This window comes from Kosakonia oryzae (assembly GCF_001658025.2).
In the GTDB taxonomy this organism is placed as follows: Bacteria; Pseudomonadota; Gammaproteobacteria; order Enterobacterales; family Enterobacteriaceae; genus Kosakonia; species Kosakonia oryzae.
This window is the reverse complement of the sequence record NZ_CP014007.2, coordinates 3,748,862-3,766,776: the sequence shown is the minus strand read 5'-3', so window position 1 is coordinate 3,766,776 and position 17,915 is coordinate 3,748,862. Positions and strand designations below refer to the sequence as shown.

Genomic DNA, 17,915 nt, shown 5'->3' with positions numbered 1-17,915 from the left:
TGCGCCTTCGTTACGGACATAAGGAGTGATATGACCACCCATCTGGTCTGGTTTCGCGCGGATTTACGCGTACATGATAATCTTGCGCTCGCCGCCGCTTGCCGCTTTCCAAACGTCCGGGTTATTGCGCTTTTCATTGCCACGCCAGCGCAGTGGCAGCAGCATCACATGGCACCGCGCCAGGCGGCGCTGCTCAACGCTCATCTTAATGCGCTGCAACAAGCGCTGGCGGAGAAGGGCATTCCGCTGCTCTACCGCGAGGTGGATGATTTTGCTGCTTGCGCGCAGGCCATTGCCCAAATCTGTGCCAGCGAGCAGGTAAGCCATCTTTTTTATAACTATCAATATGAATTCAATGAACGCCAGCGTGATGCGGCGGTAGAAAAAGCGTTGCCGAACGTATCCTGCCAGGGGTTTGATGACAGCGTGATGCTGGCGCCGGGCAGCGTAATGACCGGCAATCGCGAGATGTATAAAGTCTTTACGCCGTTCAAAAACGCTTTTTTACGTCGGTTAAAAGAGGAACTGCCGGAATGCGTCGCCGCGCCGCGTGCGCGCGAAGGGGCGCTGCCCGTCGCTGAGCCGATCGCCCTTAACTACCCGCAGCAGCCGTTTGATGAACAGCTTTTCCCCGCCGATGAGAAAAGCGCGATTGCCCGGCTGCGCCATTTTTGCCAGCAGCAGGCGGCGGAGTACGAGCAGCAGCGTGATTTTCCGGCGATTGAAGGTACCAGCCGCCTCTCCGCCGCGCTGGCGATTGGCGCACTGTCGCCGCGCCAGTGTCTGCATCGTTTACTGGCCGAGCAGCCGCAGGCGCTCGATGGCGGAAGCGGCGCAGTATGGCTCAATGAGCTGATCTGGCGAGAGTTTTACCGTCATCTAATGACATTCCATCCGGCACTCTGCAAGTACAAGCCCTTTATCCCCTGGACCGATAAGGTACAGTGGCAGGAAAACCAACAGCAGCTTGAGGCCTGGCAAAAGGGCAGCACGGGCTTTCCGATTGTTGATGCCGCAATGCGCCAGTTGAACAGTACTGGCTGGATGCATAATCGGCTGCGGATGATCGCGGCAAGCTTTCTGGTCAAGGACTTACTTATCGACTGGCGCTGCGGAGAGCGCTATTTTATTTCTCAGTTGATCGATGGCGATCTGGCGGCAAACAATGGCGGCTGGCAGTGGGCAGCCTCAACAGGGACCGATGCAGCGCCTTATTTCCGCATTTTCAACCCCACCACGCAGGGGGAGCGCTTTGACGCCAGCGGCGCGTTTATTCGTCGCTGGCTACCTGAACTGCAAGCGGTGCCGGAAAAGCATCTCCATCAGCCCTGGGCGTGGGCGGATAAACAGGGGCTACGTCTCGATTATCCTCGCCCGATTGTCGACCATAAACAGGCGCGAGCCGCCACCCTGGCGGCGTATGAAGCCGCCCGTAAAGCGTAAAAGAGAGCATTGATGAAAAATACCGAACTGGAAAAACTGATTAACGAGAAGCTGAACAGTGCGGCATTCAGTGATTACGGCCCGAACGGCCTCCAGGTTGAAGGGCGGGAAACGGTGCAAAAAATTGTCACCGGCGTGACCGCCAGCCAGGCGTTGCTGGATGAAGCGGTGCGTCAGCAGGCGGACGCGGTCATTGTCCATCACGGCTATTTCTGGAAAAACGAAGCGCCGGTCATTCTGGGCATGAAGCGTAACCGCCTGAAAACGCTGCTGGCGAACGACATCAACCTGTATGGCTGGCATCTGCCGCTCGATGCGCACCCTGAGCTGGGCAATAACGCGCAACTGGCGGCGCTGCTCGGTATTACCATTCAGGGCGAAATCGAAGAGCTGTTGCCGTGGGGCGAACTCACGATGCCGGTACCGGGGCTGGAACTGGCTTCCTGGATCGAAGCGCGTCTGGGCCGTAAGCCGCTCTGGTGCGGCGATACCGGGCCGGATGTTGTGAAACGTATCGCCTGGTGTACCGGCGGCGGACAGGGTTTTATCGATAAAGCCGCCCGCTTTGGCGTGGATGCCTTTATCACCGGCGAGGTGTCGGAGCAGACCATTCACTCCGCGCGCGAGCAGGGGCTGCATTTCTACGCGGCGGGGCACCATGCCACCGAACGCGGCGGCATTCGCGCCCTGAGCGAGTGGCTGAATACCCATACCGATCTTGACGTCACGTTTGTGGATATTCCGAACCCGGCCTGAGGAGCGAACAAGTGCAGCGAGCGCGTTGTTATTTATTAGGGGAAACCGCCGTGGTGCTGGAGCTGGAGCCTCCTGTACAGCTGGCGACGCAAAAGCGGATCTGGCGGCTGACGCAGCGGCTGTCGACGGTGCCGGAGGTGGCGGAAGTCATTCCGGGAATGAATAACATTACGGTTGTGCTGCGCGATCCGGGCACACTGGCGCTGGATGCCATTGAGCGCTTACAGCGCTGGTGGGAAGAGAGCGAGGCGCTGGAGCCGGAATCTCGCGCCATTGAGATCCCGGTGCTGTACGGCGGCGATGCCGGGCCGGATCTCGGACGGGTGGCGGAACATTGTCGGATGAGTGAAAAACAGGTAGTGGAGCTGCATGCCTCTGTTGATTACGTGGTCTGGTTTATTGGCTTCCAGCCGGGTTTTCCCTATCTGGGCGGCCTGCCGGAAGTGCTGGCCACGCCGCGCCGCGCTGAGCCGCGCGTTCGCGTGGCGGCCGGTTCTGTTGGTATTGGCGGCGCACAAACCGGTATTTATCCGCTGGAGACACCCGGCGGCTGGAACCTGATTGGACGCACTGATTTGGCGCTTTTTAACCCGCGTTTAGCGGAGCCTTCATTGCTGCGTCCTGGCGACACGCTGCGCTTCATTCCGCGCAAGGAGGGCGTATGTTGAAAATTATCCGCGCCGGTATTTACACCTCTTTGCAGGGGGGGAAGCGTACCGGCTTGCGCCAGTCCGGAATCAGCTATTGCGGCGCGCTGGACGCGCCTGCGCTGCAAATTGGCAATGCGCTGGTGGGCAATGCGCCCGATACGGCCGGGCTTGAGATCACGCTCGGCCAGTTCGAAGCCGTGTTCGAAAGCCGCTGCTGGTTTGCCCTGACTGGCGCCGGTTGTGAAGCGAAACTCGACGGTAAACCTGTGTGGACGGGCTGGCGTTTTGTGGCAAAAGCCGGGCAGCGGCTGGTGCTGAAACGCCCGCTGCACGGTGTGCGTAGCTATCTGGCGGTGGCGGGCGGTTTTGCGCTGCCGGAGGTGCTGGGTTCCGGGAGTACCGACCTGAAAGCCGCTGTCGGCGGGCTGGAAGGGCGCCTGTTACGTGATGGCGATACGCTGCCTCTGGTAAAACCGAAGCGGCAGTTTCGTACCCAGCAGGGCGTAAAACAACTGCTGTGGGGCAACCGTATTCGTGCGCTGCCGGGGCCGGAATATCACGAATTCGCCACGGCTTCGCAGGAAGCATTCTGGCGTCTGCCGTGGCAGATAAGCCCGCAGAGCAACCGCATGGGGTACCGTTTACAGGGGCAACCACTATTGCGTACGACCTCGCGCGAGCTGCTCTCCCACGGCTTATTACCCGGTGTTATACAGGTGCCATCAAATGGCCAACCGATTGTGCTGATGAATGATGCTCAGACAACCGGCGGATACCCGCGTATTGCCTGCATTATCGAGGCCGATATGTACCATCTGGCGCAAATTCCTCTTGGGCAGCCAGTGCATTTTGTTCAGTGTTCACTGGATGAAGCGCTGCATGCCCGCCAGGACCAACATCGTTACCTTGAACAACTGGCATGGAGGTTAACGCATGAAGATTGACTTAAACGCCGATCTTGGCGAAGGCTGCGGCAATGATGCTGCGTTGTTGAAACTGGTTTCGTCGGCCAATATCGCCTGCGGTTTTCATGCGGGCGATGCCGGGACGATGCTGACGTGCGTGCGCGAAGCGCTGCGTAACGGGGTCGCTATCGGCGCACATCCCTCGTTTCCCGATCGGGAAAACTTCGGTCGTACGGCGATGCAACTGCCGCCGGAAACCGTATATGCCCAGATGTTGTACCAAATCGGCGCACTGGCAGCGATGGTGCGTGCTGAGGGCGGTAAATTACAGCATGTGAAGCCCCACGGCATGTTATATAACCAGGCGGCAAATGATGCGCAACTGGCCGACGCTATCGCCGGTGCGGTACACGATGTTGATGCGGATTTGATTCTGGTCGGGCTGGCGGGCAGCGAGCTGATCCGCGCCGGGAAAAACTGGGGGCTGATCACCCGCAAGGAAGTGTTTGCCGATCGTGGCTATCGCAGCGATGGTCGGCTGGTACCACGCAGCGAGCCGGGCGCGTTGATTACTGATGACAATGTGGCGCTGGCGCAAACGCTGGAGATGGTGCTGGCAGGGCGTGTAAAAAGTGTTGATGGCGAGTATGTTCCCGTGCAGGCGCAAACGGTATGTCTGCACGGTGACGGTGAACATGCGTTACTGTTTGCCCGCCGTCTGCATGCTGCTTTTACCCAGCGTGGGGTGATCATTTCCGCGCGATAACACAAGGAGTTTTACATGCCGGAAGGACCGGAGATCCGCCGGGCGGCGGATATGCTTGAAGCGGCAGTTCAGGGAAAACCACTGACCGATGTCTGGTTTGCTCCGCCGACGCTAACCGATTTTGCACCAGGTCTGGTGGGGCAGCGCATCGAGCAGATTGAAACACGCGGTAAGGCGCTGTTGACGCACTTTTCCGGAGGTTTGACCCTCTATAGCCATAACCAGCTTTACGGCGTCTGGCGCGTGGTGGATGCGGGCGAAACGCCGCAAACCAACCGCGTGCTGCGCGTAAAACTACAGACGGCCGATAAAGCCATCTTGCTTTACAGCGCGTCAGATATCGCCATACTCACGGCAGAACAACTGGCGCAGCACCCGTTTTTACAGCGGCTTGGGCCGGATGTGCTGAACATGACGCTCACCGCGGCGCAGGTGAAAGAACGTCTGTTATCGCCGCGTTTTCGCCGTCGTCGCTTCTCCGGTTTGCTGCTCGATCAGGCGTTTCTGGCCGGGCTGGGTAACTATTTACGCGTAGAGATCCTCTGGCACTGCGCGTTGGCGCCGCAGCATAGTGCCGCCGAACTGGATGATACTCAGCTTAACGTGCTGGCACAGGCGTTGCTGGATATTCCTCGTTTGTCCTGGCAGACGCGCGGTAGTGTGGATGAGAACAGGCATCACGGCGCGCTGTTTCGCTTCCGGGTCTTTCACCGGGCCGGGGAGATGTGCGAGCGCTGCGGTGGGATGATCGAAAAAACCACGCTCTCATCACGCCCGTTTTACTGGTGCCCTGGCTGCCAACGCTGAAACAAAAAACGCACCCACAGGCGCGTTTTTTTAGGCGGATTCACCCTTAATCTTTTTTCAGATCGGAGGAGAATTCGCGTTTGGCGTAGCCGGTGTAAAGCTGACGCGGACGGGCAATCTTGATGCCGTCGTCGTGCATTTCGTTCCAGTGCGCAATCCAGCCCACGGTACGCGCCATCGCAAAGATAACGGTAAACATGGAGGCCGGAATACCCATCGCTTTCAGGATAATACCGGAGTAGAAATCGACGTTCGGGTAGAGTTTGCGTTCGATGAAGTACGGGTCGTTGAGCGCAATGTGCTCCAGCTCCATCGCCACTTCCAGCAGATCGTCTTTCGTTCCCAGCTCGCGCAGCACTTCGTGGCAGGTTTCACGCATCACAGTCGCGCGTGGGTCGTAGTTCTTGTAGACACGGTGACCGAAGCCCATCAGACGGAACGAATCGTTCTTGTCTTTGGCGCGACGCAGGAATTCCGGAATATGTTTCACGGAGCTGATCTCTTCCAGCATTCTCAGCGCGGCTTCGTTGGCGCCGCCATGCGCCGGTCCCCACAGAGAGGCGATACCGGCCGCGATGCAGGCAAACGGGTTCGCACCGGAAGAACCGGCGGTACGCACGGTAGAGGTGGAGGCGTTCTGCTCGTGATCGGCATGCAGGATCAGAATACGATCCATGGCGCGTTCCAGCACCGGATTCACTTCATACGGTTCGCATGGAGTAGCAAACATCATATGCAGGAAGTTGCCAGCGTAGGAGAGATCGTTGCGCGGATAGATAAACGGCTGACCGATGGAGTATTTGTAACACATCGCCGCTACGGTCGGCATTTTAGACAGCAGGCGGAAGGCCGCGATTTCGCGGTGACGCGGATTATTCACATCCAGCGAGTCGTGGTAGAACGCCGCCAGCGCGCCGGTCACGCCACAAAGTACCGCCATAGGATGTGAGTCGCGACGGAAACCGTGGAACAAGCGGGTGATCTGCTCATGAATCATGGTGTGGCGGGTGACCGTCAGTCTGAACTCTTCAAACTGTTCCTGTGTCGGTTTTTCGCCGTACAGCAGGATGTAGCTCACTTCCAGGTAGTTGGATTCGGTCGCCAGTTGATCAATCGGGAAACCGCGGTGTAACAAAATACCTTCGTCACCGTCGATAAACGTGATTTTTGATTCGCACGATGCGGTAGAGGTAAAACCAGGGTCAAAAGTAAAAACCCCTTTTGAACCGAGACTACGGATATCAATAACATCCTGACCGAGCGTGCCTTTTAGCACATCCAGTTCAATAGCAGCGTCACCATTGTAGGTGATGTTTGCTTTTATATCAGCCATTTACGGTCTCCTTAGCGCCTTATTGCTTAAGACTGCCAGTTACCGGATTTGCTTTCAACTGCCCGTCAACGTTACCAGTTTGTTATTAGCTCGCAGCTCTGTGGAGAGGGAGAACCAGGGTACAGAGCAATGGCGCGTGCCAGTACACATTGAAAATACAGTGAAAAAACAGCAAATCAGCGTCTCAGCAGTCCGAATTTATCAAACCTGTATATCACTAATAACCGTCCTGATTACATCGGTCAATACCATCACACTGTTACATAACTTATTCTCAGGTGAAAGCAAGACCCCATAACTTTTGCGAATTATAAGCCTTATTCGGCGTAGTTTGTAACAAGAATGTTTAACTTTTGTCAAATCAGATGATTAAATTTTAAAAGAATGTTGTTATCGTGATGGGCGTCACTGTTCTGCATAAAACCCGACAAACTATATGTAGGTTAATTGTAATGATTTTGTGAACGACCTATACTGCCGCCAGGTCTCCGGAATACCCTGCCATCCCGAGCCACCCAGCGTTGTAACCTGTCGTTTAGCATCTGGAAGCTAATTTTTTGCATGACGAGCAGTTATAGAAAAGGACGCTGTCTGACCCGCACGCAGACCGGAGGAAGGAAACTATAAGAATAGCATGTGGGCGTTATTCATGATAAAAAATGTGAAAAAACAAAGACCTGTCAATCTGGATCTGACAACAATTCGGTTTCCTGTTACGGCTATAGCTTCCATTCTTCACCGCGTCTCCGGCGTCATTACGTTTGTGGCCGTCGGTATTCTGCTGTGGTTACTGGGCCTGTCGCTGTCATCTGAAGACGGCTTCCTGACTGCCGCTGCCATCGTGAACAGCTTCTTCGTGAAATTCATTCTGTGGGGCATCCTCACCGCGCTGGCGTATCACGCTGTCGGCGGGATTCGTCACATGCTGATGGATTTTGGCTGGCTGGAAGAAACCTTCGAAGCAGGAAAACGTTCCGCTAACCTTTCTTTTGTGATCACTGTCGTGCTTTCAATTCTCGCAGGAGTTCTCGTATGGTAAGCAACGCCTCCGCATTAGGACGCAACGGCGTACATGATTTTATTCTTGTCCGTGCTACTGCCATCGTCCTGACGTTATACATCATCTATATGGTGGGTTTTTTCGCCCTGCATGGCGACCTGACCTGGGTGGTCTGGACCGGTTTCTTCTCCTCCGCCTTTACCAAAGTCTTCACTCTGCTGGCTCTGTTTTCCATTCTGATCCATGCCTGGATTGGCATGTGGCAAGTGTTGACCGACTACGTTAAACCGCTGGCTGTACGTCTGATTCTGCAACTGGTTATTGTTGTGGCACTGGCGGCTTACGTGATTTATGGATTCGTTGTGGTGTGGGGTGTGTAATGAAATTGCCAGTCAGAGAATTTGATGCTGTTGTTATAGGCGCGGGCGGCGCAGGTATGCGCGCGGCGCTGCAAATTTCCCAGAGCGGGCAAACCTGTGCGCTGCTCTCCAAAGTTTTCCCAACCCGTTCCCACACTGTGTCTGCGCAGGGCGGCATCACCGTTGCACTGGGCAATACCCATGAAGATAACTGGGAATGGCACATGTATGACACGGTAAAAGGTTCCGACTATATCGGTGACCAGGACGCGATTGAATATATGTGCAAAACCGGCCCGGAAGCGATTCTTGAGCTGGAGCATATGGGTCTGCCGTTCTCCCGCCTTGATGATGGTCGTATCTATCAGCGTCCGTTTGGCGGCCAGTCGAAGAACTTCGGCGGCGAGCAGGCGGCACGTACCGCAGCGGCAGCGGACCGTACCGGCCACGCGCTGTTGCATACCCTTTATCAGCAGAACCTGAAAAACCACACTACCATCTTTTCCGAGTGGTACGCGCTGGATCTGGTGAAAAACCAGGATGGCGCTGTCGTGGGTTGTACCGCGCTGTGCATTGAAACCGGTGAAGTCGTCTACTTCAAAGCCCGCGCAACCGTGCTGGCAACCGGCGGCGCAGGCCGTATTTACCAGTCCACCACCAATGCGCACATTAATACCGGCGACGGCGTGGGTATGGCACTGCGCGCGGGTGTTCCGGTGCAGGATATGGAGATGTGGCAGTTCCACCCGACCGGTATCGCCGGGGCAGGGGTGCTGGTGACGGAAGGCTGCCGTGGTGAAGGCGGCTATTTGCTGAACAAACACGGCGAGCGCTTTATGGAGCGTTATGCGCCGAATGCCAAAGACCTGGCGGGTCGTGATGTGGTAGCGCGCTCCATCATGATCGAAATCCGTGAAGGTCGCGGCTGTGATGGTCCGTGGGGGCCGCACGCCAAACTGAAACTCGATCACCTGGGTAAAGAGGTGCTGGAATCGCGCCTGCCGGGGATCCTGGAACTGTCGCGCACTTTTGCACACGTAGATCCAGTAAAAGAGCCAATCCCGGTGATCCCGACCTGCCACTATATGATGGGCGGTATTCCGACCAAAGTGACCGGTCAGGCGTTGACGGTCAACGAGAAGGGCGAAGATGTGGTGATCCCGGGGCTGTTTGCGGTGGGCGAAATTGCCTGCGTATCGGTTCACGGCGCCAACCGTCTGGGCGGCAACTCGCTGCTCGACCTGGTGGTCTTCGGCCGTGCGGCAGGTCTGCATTTACAAGAATCTATCGCTGAACAGGGTACGCTGCGCGATGCCAGCGAATCGGATATCGAAGGGTCGCTCACGCGCCTCAACCGCTGGAACAACAACCGCAGCGGCGAAGATCCGGTCACCATCCGCAAAGCGCTGCAAGAGTGTATGCAGCATAACTTCTCGGTGTTCCGCGAAGGTGATGCGATGGCGAAAGGTCTTGAACAACTGAAAGTGATCCGCGAGCGCCTGAAAGAGGCCCGTCTGGATGATACGTCGAGCGAATTCAATACTCAGCGCGTTGAGTGCCTGGAGCTGGATAACCTGATGGAAACCGCTTACGCAACGGCTGTTTCCGCAAACTTCCGTACCGAAAGCCGTGGCGCACACAGCCGCTTCGACTATCCGGATCGTGACGATGAAAACTGGTTGTGCCACAGCCTGTATCTGCCAGAAACGGAATCCATGACGCGCCGTAGCGTGAATATGGAACCGAAACTGCGTCCGGCGTTCCCGCCGAAGATTCGTACTTATTAATGCGGAGACAGGATGATGAAACTCGAATTCTCGATTTATCGCTATAACCCGGATGTGGATGACGCGCCGCGTATGCAGGATTACACGCTGGAAGCGGAAGAAGGGCGCGACATGATGTTGCTGGATGCATTAATCCAGCTGAAAGAAAAGGATTCTACACTGTCGTTCCGCCGCTCCTGCCGTGAAGGTGTATGTGGTTCCGATGGTCTGAACATGAACGGTAAGAATGGTCTTGCCTGCATCACCCCGATTTCCGCGCTTGGCAACGGCAAACAGAAAATCGTTATCCGCCCGCTGCCGGGGTTGCCGGTTATCCGCGATTTGGTGGTGGACATGGGACAATTCTATGCCCAATATGAGAAGATTAAACCTTACTTATTGAATAATGGGCAAAATCCACCGGCCAGAGAACATTTACAGTCACCAGAGCAGCGTGAAAAGCTCGATGGCCTGTACGAATGTATTCTTTGCGCCTGCTGTTCAACGTCATGCCCGTCGTTCTGGTGGAACCCGGATAAGTTTATCGGCCCGGCTGGCTTGCTGGCGGCGTATCGCTTCCTGATCGACAGCCGCGATACCGAAACCGACAACCGTCTGGAAGGGTTGAGCGATGCTTTCAGCGTATTCCGCTGCCACAGCATCATGAACTGCGTCAGTGTATGTCCGAAAGGGCTGAACCCGACGCGCGCCATCGGCCATATTAAGTCGATGTTGTTGCAAAGAAGTGCGTAATGAGTCCGTGCCGGATAGCGCTTGCGCCTATCCGGCCTACAGTATGAGTGATGTTTGTCGGCCCGGTAGGGGCGATACAAAAGCAGGAAATCTTTAAAAACCGCCACAAAGACATAATCGAGATGTCTGGAGCGAGACAAGGCGGCAACTGAGCGCATCCCTGGGAACATAGTGAACTATGTGACCAGGGTAAGTGAAGGCAGCCAACACAGTCGCAGCCCGGACAGCGAAGATTAGGGCAGTTTTTAAAGGTTCCTTCGCGGGCCGCCAAGAGCCCGCAAGTGAACCCTGGGACGTGCGCTACTCGGTGTACGTCGTAGTTATCCACGGCGAAGTAAGCATAACAATGCTTAAGGGATCACGATGCAGAACGGCGCAATGAAAGCCTGGCTGGACTCTTCTTTCCTCTCTGGGTCAAACCAGAGCTGGATAGAACAGCTCTATGAAGACTTCTTAACCGATCCTGACTCGGTAGATGCTAACTGGCGATCTATGTTCCAGCAGTTACCGGGCACCGGAGTCAAACCGGATCAGTTCCACTCCAAAACACGTGATTATTTCCGTCAACTGGCGAAAGATGCCTCACGTTACTCTTCCTCTATCTCCGACCCCGACACCAACGTTAAGCAGGTCAAAGTCCTGCAGTTGATCAACGCCTACCGCTTCCGTGGTCACCAGCATGCGAATCTCGATCCGTTGGGACTGTGGCAGCAAGAACGCGTTGCCGATCTGGATCCGGCATTCCATGATTTGAGCGAAGCGGATTACCAGAACAGCTATAACGTAGGTTCCTTTGCGATTGGGAAAGATACCCTGCCGCTGGGCGAATTGATCAAAGCGCTGAAAGAGACCTATTGCGGTTCGATCGGCGCGGAATACATGCACATTACCAGCACCGAAGAGAAGCGCTGGATCCAGCAGCGGATTGAGTCAGCAGCCGGAAAATCGAGCTTCAGCAGCGAAGAGAAAAAACGTTTCTTAAGCGAACTGACGGCGGCTGAAGGTCTGGAGCGCTACCTCGGGGCGAAGTTCCCGGGCGCGAAACGCTTCTCGCTGGAAGGCGGCGATGCGCTGATACCGCTGTTGAAAGAGATGATTCGCCATGCAGGCAAAAGCGGCACCCGCGAAGTGGTGCTGGGCATGGCGCACCGCGGTCGTCTGAACGTGCTGGTCAACGTGCTGGGCAAACAGCCGCAGGATCTGTTCGACGAGTTTGCCGGTAAACATAAAGAACACCTCGGTACCGGCGACGTGAAATACCATATGGGCTTCTCGTCTGACGTTGAGACCGAAGGCGGGCTGGTGCACCTGGCGCTGGCGTTTAACCCGTCGCACCTGGAAATCGTTAGCCCGGTGGTGATTGGTTCCGTACGCGCGCGTCTTGATCGTCTCTCTGAGCCGAGCAGCAATAAAGTGCTGCCGATCACCATTCACGGTGACGCGGCGGTGGCGGGTCAGGGCGTGGTACAGGAAACCCTGAACATGTCCAAAGCGCGCGGCTATGAAGTGGGCGGTACGGTGCGCGTGGTGATCAACAACCAGGTCGGTTTCACCACCTCGAACCCGCTGGATGCCCGCTCTACGCCGTACTGTACCGATATCGGTAAAATGGTGCAGGCACCCATTTTCCACGTCAACGCGGACGATCCGGAAGCGGTTGCTTTCGTTACGCGTCTGGCGCTGGACTTCCGTAATACCTTCAAACGCGATGTATTTATCGACCTGGTGTGCTACCGCCGTCACGGCCATAACGAAGCCGACGAGCCGAGCGCAACCCAGCCGTTGATGTACCAGAAAATCAAAAAACATCCGACGCCGCGTAAAATCTACGCCGATCGCCTGGAGCAGGACAAAACCATCACGCTGGAAGATGCCACTGAGATGGTTAACCTGTACCGCGACGCGCTGGATGCGGGCGAGTGTGTGGTCGCTGAATGGCGTCCAATGAATATGCACTCCTTTACCTGGTCGCCGTACCTCAACCACGAATGGGATGAGAGCTACCCGAACAAAGTAGAGATGAAACGCCTGCAAGAGCTGGCGAAGCGCATCAGCACGGTGCCGGAAGCCATTGAGATGCAATCCCGTGTGGCGAAAATTTATGCCGATCGCCAATTAATGGCGAATGGCGAGAAACTGTTCGACTGGGGCGGCGCTGAAACGCTGGCTTACGCCACGCTGGTTGATGAAGGCATTCCGGTGCGTCTCTCCGGCGAAGATTCCGGGCGCGGTACTTTCTTCCATCGCCATGCTGTGATCCATAACCAGGCCAACGGTTCAACCTATACACCGCTGAGCCACGTGCATAATGGCCAGGGCGCATTCCGCGTGTGGGACTCCGTGCTCTCTGAAGAAGCGGTGCTGGCTTTTGAATATGGCTACGCCACCGCTGAGCCGCGTACGCTGACCATCTGGGAAGCGCAGTTCGGCGATTTCGCTAACGGCGCACAGGTGGTGATTGACCAGTTCATCAGTTCCGGCGAACAGAAGTGGGGCCGTATGTGCGGGCTGGTAATGCTGTTGCCGCATGGCTATGAAGGGCAGGGCCCGGAGCACTCCTCGGCCCGTCTGGAGCGTTATCTGCAACTGTGCGCTGAGCAAAACATGCAGGTTTGCGTCCCGTCCACCCCGGCACAGGTTTACCATATGCTGCGTCGTCAGGCGCTGCGCGGTATGCGTCGCCCGCTGGTGGTGATGTCACCGAAGTCGCTGCTGCGTCATCCGCAGGCGGTCTCCACGCTGGATGAACTGGCGAATGGCACCTTCATGCCGGCGATTGGTGAAGTGGATGATTTGGATCCGCAAGCCGTGAAGCGCGTTATCCTTTGTTCTGGTAAGGTTTATTACGACCTGCTTGAACAGCGTCGTAAAAATGACCAGAAGGATGTCGCCATTGTCCGTATTGAGCAGTTGTACCCGTTCCCGCATCAGTCGGTGCAGGACGCGTTGAAACCTTATGCGCACGTACATGATTTTGTCTGGTGCCAGGAAGAGCCGCTTAACCAGGGCGCATGGTACTGCAGCCAGCATCATTTCCGTGATGTGATACCTTTCGGGGCCGCTCTGCGCTATGCAGGACGCCCGGCCTCCGCCTCCCCGGCGGTGGGATATCTGTCCGTTCACCAGAAGCAACAGCAAGATCTGGTGAATGACGCGCTGAACGTCGATTCAATAAAGGATAAATAATGAGTAGCGTAGATATTCTTGTTCCCGATCTGCCTGAGTCCGTTGCTGATGCGACTGTCGCGACCTGGCACAAAAAACCAGGCGATAGCGTCCGACGCGATGAAGTATTGGTAGAAATCGAAACGGACAAAGTGGTACTGGAAGTACCGGCTTCAGCGGACGGTGTTCTGGACGCGGTGCTGGAAGACGAAGGTACGACGGTCACTTCCCGTCAGATCCTTGGCCGCCTGAAAGAAGGCAACAGCTCAGGTAAAGAGAGCAGCGCCAAATCTGAAGCGAAAGAATCCACGCCAGCTCAGCGCCAGCAGGCGTCGCTGGAAGAGCAAAATAACGACGCGCTCAGCCCGGCGATCCGTCGCCTGCTGGCTGAACACAGCCTTGATGCCAGTGCGATTAAAGGTACCGGCGTTGGCGGCCGCATCACTCGTGAAGATGTGGATAAGTACCTGGCAAAAGCCCCGGCTAAAGAAGAGAGCAAACCGGCCGCTCAGCCGGCAAGCAGCCCGGCGCCGCAGCTGGCTGGCCGTTCAGAAAAACGCGTGCCGATGACCCGTCTGCGTAAACGCGTAGCTGAGCGTCTGCTGGAAGCGAAAAATTCTACTGCCATGCTGACGACTTTTAACGAAGTCAACATGAAGCCAATTATGGATCTGCGTAAGCAGTACGGTGATGCGTTTGAAAAACGCCACGGCATCCGTCTGGGCTTTATGTCGTTCTACGTGAAAGCGGTCGTTGAAGCGCTGAAACGCTATCCGGAAGTGAACGCCTCTATTGATGGCGATGATGTGGTTTACCACAACTATTTCGATGTCAGCATGGCGGTTTCCACACCGCGTGGTCTGGTTACGCCGGTACTGCGTGATGTGGATACGCTGGGCATGGCCGACATCGAGAAGAAAATTAAAGAACTGGCGGTAAAAGGCCGTGACGGTAAGCTGACCGTTGAGGATCTGACCGGTGGTAACTTTACCATCACCAACGGCGGTGTATTCGGTTCGCTGATGTCCACGCCGATCATCAACCCGCCGCAGAGTGCGATCCTTGGCATGCACGCCATCAAAGATCGCCCAATGGCGGTCGATGGCAAAGTTGAAATCCTGCCGATGATGTACCTGGCGCTCTCCTACGACCATCGCTTGATTGACGGACGTGAGTCTGTAGGCTTCCTGGTTGCAATTAAAGAAATGCTGGAAGATCCGACGCGTCTGCTGCTGGATGTGTAGTGTCCTTTGCCCGGCGGCGCAGGCGGCTGGGCCTATAACGAACACCTGCTTTGCAGGCCGGAAAGCCCAGGCGCTTCCGGCATGACAAATTAAATAAAGGATGGATAGAACACATGAACTTACACGAGTATCAGGCGAAACAGCTTTTTGCCCGGTCAGGTCTGCCGACTCCGGTTGGCTACGCCTGTGCTACCCCACGTGAAGCAGAAGAAGCCGCATCGAAAATCGGCACCGGCCCGTGGGTGGTGAAATGCCAGGTCCACGCGGGCGGCCGTGGTAAAGCGGGCGGCGTAAAAGTCGTTAGCAGCAAAGAAGAGATTCGCGCATTTGCGGAACACTGGCTGGGTAAACGCCTGGTAACTTACCAAACAGACGCCAACGGTCAGCCGGTTAACCAGATCCTGGTGGAAGCGGCTACGGATATTGGCAAAGAGCTGTATCTGGGCGCGGTTGTTGACCGCAGCTCACGCCGTGTGGTGTTCATGGCGTCGACGGAAGGCGGCGTGGAAATCGAAAAAGTGGCAGAAGAGACGCCACACCTGATCCACAAAACCACCATTGATCCGCTGACTGGCCCGATGCCGTACCAGGGACGTGAACTGGCGTTCAAACTTGGTCTGGAAGGCAAACAGGTTCAGCAGTTCACCAAAATTTTCATGGGGCTGGCGACCATTTTCCTTGAGCGCGATCTGGCGCTGATCGAAATCAACCCGCTGGTCATCACCAAACAGGGCGACCTGATCTGCCTCGACGGCAAACTGGGCGCTGATGGCAACGCACTGTTCCGCCAGCCGGAACTGCGCGAAATGCGCGACCAGTCGCAGGAAGACCCGCGTGAAGCGCAAGCTGCGCAGTGGGAGCTGAACTATGTTGCGCTGGATGGCAACATCGGTTGCATGGTCAACGGTGCTGGCCTGGCGATGGGTACCATGGACATCGTTAAGCTGCACGGTGGCGAACCGGCAAACTTCCTCGACGTCGGCGGCGGTGCGACCAAAGAACGTGTTACTGAAGCGTTTAAAATTATCCTCTCCGATGAGAACGTGAAAGCGGTGCTGGTGAACATTTTCGGCGGTATCGTGCGTTGCGACCTGATCGCCGACGGCATCATCGGTGCGGTAGAAGAGGTGGGTGTTAACGTTCCGGTCGTTGTCCGTCTGGAAGGTAACAACGCCGAGCTGGGTGCCAAACGTCTGGCGGACAGCGGTCTGAACATTATCGCAGCGAAAAGTCTGACGGATGCAGCACAGCAGGTTGTTGCCGCAGTGGAGGGGAAATAATGTCTGTTTTGATTGATAAGAACACCAAAGTTATCTGCCAGGGTTTTACCGGTAGCCAGGGGACTTTCCACTCCGAGCAGGCGATTGCTTACGGTACGCAGATGGTTGGCGGTGTAACGCCAGGCAAAGGCGGCACCACGCATCTGGGTCTGCCGGTATTCAATACCGTACGTGAAGCGGTGGAAGCCACTGGCGCGACAGCCAGCGTGATTTACGTTCCGGCGCCGTTCTGTAAAGACTCAATTCTGGAAGCCATCGACGCGGGCATCAAACTGATCATCACCATTACTGAAGGCATCCCGACGCTGGATATGCTGACAGTAAAAGTGAAGCTGGACGAAGCTGGCGTGCGCATGATCGGCCCGAACTGCCCTGGTGTAATCACCCCGGGCGAGTGTAAAATCGGTATCATGCCGGGCCATATCCACAAACCGGGTAAAATCGGTATTGTGTCGCGTTCCGGTACGCTGACCTATGAAGCGGTTAAACAGACCACCGATTACGGCTTTGGTCAGTCAACCTGCGTCGGTATCGGCGGCGACCCGATCCCAGGCTCTAACTTTATCGATATCCTGAAACTATTCCAGGAAGATCCGCAGACCGAAGCGATCGTTATGATCGGTGAGATCGGCGGTAGCGCAGAAGAAGAAGCCGCAGCTTACATCAAAGAACATGTGACCAAACCGGTTGTTGGCTACATCGCGGGTGTCACTGCGCCGAAAGGTAAACGTATGGGGCATGCGGGCGCTATCATCGCGGGTGGTAAAGGTACCGCGGATGAGAAATTCGCTGCGCTGGAAGCTGCCGGGGTGAAAACTGTGCGTAGCCTCGCCGATATCGGCGAAGCACTGAAATCTATCATTAAATAAAACTATTGCTCCTCCCTGAGGGGAGCATAAACTTGTCTCGACATGGTTGGCCGCTCTCGTAGCGGCCTTTTTTATGGCCGTAATTTACGTACTTCAGTATTTGCAGCGGTAAGCCGGTGCCCGTCAGCCGCTTGCAGCAGCGAGAGCCGGGGAGGAAGCGGATCGTGGTAATGCACAACGCACAAGCTTGCTGTCGCTCCTGCGGTTGCTTCTTGCCAGGTGGCCGCTATCAAAGCTGGAGCACTCTCTGGCTCGGCTGATTCTGGGGATTGTACTGCTTGATCCCGGCGGGCAGGCGCTGCATGTCACGAACCAGAGCCAGATTTTGCGCAGCAACGTTGCTCAACACGACAGTCTGGTGGCGTTATATGGGCTGTTTTACGCGACAGGCAGTGGGCTGTGCACCATGGCGACAACCGTTATTTATGCCGGATTCGGCTGGCAGGGCGTTTGTTTGCTCGGCGCTACCATAAGTCTGCTGGTGCTTATCGTTTGAGCCACGGCACAGCGTTGGATACAGTTGAACAATACCCCCTAAAATAAAATGGGTTTAGTGCGTGCGAAAATAAAAAGAATAATCACGGTGCGGTGTTAAGTATGGTAATCGTAATAGTGAAATATTTGTAAAATAAAAAAGATGTGCAATACGTCTAATTTCTCAAATTCTTTATCTCATCATGGATGACCCATTTTTTTACGCAGGGGATAAACGTTAAATATACTCGCCATTATTTCCCTTTACCCGCCGATTGATAACTATTAATTACGTTAAAATGAACATGCTGTTAACAAGGTTTTTACCACGGTCATACACCGGCT

General features: G+C 55.6%; 16 protein-coding genes and 1 pseudogene. 15 read left to right on the top strand and 2 right to left on the bottom strand.

The window, feature by feature from the left end; genetic code table 11:
• Positions 1-30 precede the first annotated feature (30 nt).
• From phrB to nei, 6 genes are read left to right on the top strand one after another with little or no spacing between them, the layout of a single operon-like run.
• Positions 31-1,443, top strand: coding sequence for a deoxyribodipyrimidine photo-lyase (gene phrB / locus AWR26_RS17885; RefSeq protein ID WP_064567820.1), 1,413 nt, complete (start codon positions 31-33; stop codon positions 1,441-1,443).
• Positions 1,444-1,455: 12 nt separating this feature from the next.
• Positions 1,456-2,199, top strand: coding sequence for a type 2 GTP cyclohydrolase I (locus AWR26_RS17880; RefSeq protein ID WP_064567818.1), 744 nt, complete (start codon positions 1,456-1,458; stop codon positions 2,197-2,199).
• A gap of 11 nt (positions 2,200-2,210) precedes the next feature.
• A complete protein-coding gene (gene pxpB, locus AWR26_RS17875) occupies positions 2,211-2,867 on the top strand; it encodes a 5-oxoprolinase subunit PxpB (protein ID WP_064567816.1) in 657 nt (218 codons plus the stop codon).
• Positions 2,861-3,793, top strand: a complete 933-nt coding sequence (gene pxpC, locus AWR26_RS17870; protein WP_064567814.1) for a 5-oxoprolinase subunit PxpC — start codon at positions 2,861-2,863, stop codon at positions 3,791-3,793. Before pxpB ends, pxpC begins: the two co-directional genes overlap by 7 nt.
• On the top strand, positions 3,783-4,520 hold the full coding sequence (pxpA, locus tag AWR26_RS17865; RefSeq protein ID WP_064567812.1) for a 5-oxoprolinase subunit PxpA: 738 nt from the start codon (positions 3,783-3,785) through the stop codon (positions 4,518-4,520). Before pxpC ends, pxpA begins: the two co-directional genes overlap by 11 nt.
• Positions 4,521-4,535: 15 nt before the next feature.
• Positions 4,536-5,327, top strand: coding sequence for an endonuclease VIII (gene nei / locus AWR26_RS17860; RefSeq protein WP_064567811.1), 792 nt, complete (start codon positions 4,536-4,538; stop codon positions 5,325-5,327).
• Between the two features lie 46 nt (positions 5,328-5,373).
• Here the strand turns inward: nei and AWR26_RS17855 are convergent, their stop codons facing one another.
• On the bottom strand, positions 5,374-6,660 hold the full coding sequence (locus AWR26_RS17855) for a citrate synthase (protein ID WP_043954241.1): 1,287 nt from the start codon (positions 6,658-6,660) through the stop codon (positions 5,374-5,376).
• A 201-nt stretch (positions 6,661-6,861) separates the two neighbouring features.
• Positions 6,862-7,020 carry a hypothetical protein gene (locus AWR26_RS25970; protein ID WP_456077401.1) on the bottom strand — a complete coding sequence of 53 codons (159 nt, stop codon included), beginning with the start codon at positions 7,018-7,020 and terminating at the stop codon, positions 6,862-6,864.
• A gap of 274 nt (positions 7,021-7,294) precedes the next feature.
• Here AWR26_RS25970 and sdhC point away from each other — a divergent pair, with 274 nt between their 5' ends.
• The 9 genes and pseudogenes from sdhC to AWR26_RS17810 all read left to right on the top strand — a co-directional run.
• Positions 7,295-7,699 (top strand): succinate dehydrogenase cytochrome b556 subunit, encoded by a 405-nt coding sequence (gene sdhC / locus AWR26_RS17850; protein ID WP_064567809.1) that lies wholly within the window; start codon positions 7,295-7,297, stop codon positions 7,697-7,699.
• The gene (sdhD, locus tag AWR26_RS17845; protein ID WP_007373902.1) at positions 7,693-8,040 is read left to right on the top strand and encodes a succinate dehydrogenase membrane anchor subunit; all 348 of its coding nucleotides are present in this window, start codon (positions 7,693-7,695) and stop codon (positions 8,038-8,040) included. Before sdhC ends, sdhD begins: the two co-directional genes overlap by 7 nt.
• Positions 8,040-9,806, top strand: coding sequence for a succinate dehydrogenase flavoprotein subunit (sdhA, locus tag AWR26_RS17840; protein ID WP_043954239.1), 1,767 nt, complete (start codon positions 8,040-8,042; stop codon positions 9,804-9,806). Before sdhD ends, sdhA begins: the two co-directional genes overlap by 1 nt.
• A gap of 15 nt (positions 9,807-9,821) precedes the next feature.
• Complete coding sequence (gene sdhB, locus AWR26_RS17835; protein ID WP_064569053.1) at positions 9,822-10,538, top strand: succinate dehydrogenase iron-sulfur subunit SdhB; 717 nt, start codon at positions 9,822-9,824, stop codon at positions 10,536-10,538.
• 363 nt (positions 10,539-10,901) lie between these two features.
• Entirely contained in the window at positions 10,902-13,724 is a 2,823-nt protein-coding gene (sucA, locus tag AWR26_RS17830; RefSeq protein WP_064567807.1) for a 2-oxoglutarate dehydrogenase E1 component, read from the top strand.
• Entirely contained in the window at positions 13,724-14,947 is a 1,224-nt protein-coding gene (gene odhB, locus AWR26_RS17825; RefSeq protein ID WP_035885971.1) for a 2-oxoglutarate dehydrogenase complex dihydrolipoyllysine-residue succinyltransferase, read from the top strand. Before sucA ends, odhB begins: the two co-directional genes overlap by 1 nt.
• Positions 14,948-15,060: 113 nt before the next feature.
• Positions 15,061-16,227 (top strand): ADP-forming succinate--CoA ligase subunit beta, encoded by a 1,167-nt coding sequence (gene sucC, locus AWR26_RS17820; protein ID WP_064567806.1) that lies wholly within the window; start codon positions 15,061-15,063, stop codon positions 16,225-16,227.
• Positions 16,227-17,096, top strand: coding sequence for a succinate--CoA ligase subunit alpha (gene sucD / locus AWR26_RS17815; protein ID WP_064567804.1), 870 nt, complete (start codon positions 16,227-16,229; stop codon positions 17,094-17,096). The genes sucC and sucD overlap by 1 nt, the downstream gene beginning before the upstream one ends.
• Before the next feature lie 115 nt (positions 17,097-17,211).
• A pseudogene (locus AWR26_RS17810) lies at positions 17,212-17,592 on the top strand (MFS transporter); the annotation flags it as partial.
• Positions 17,593-17,915 lie beyond the last annotated feature (323 nt).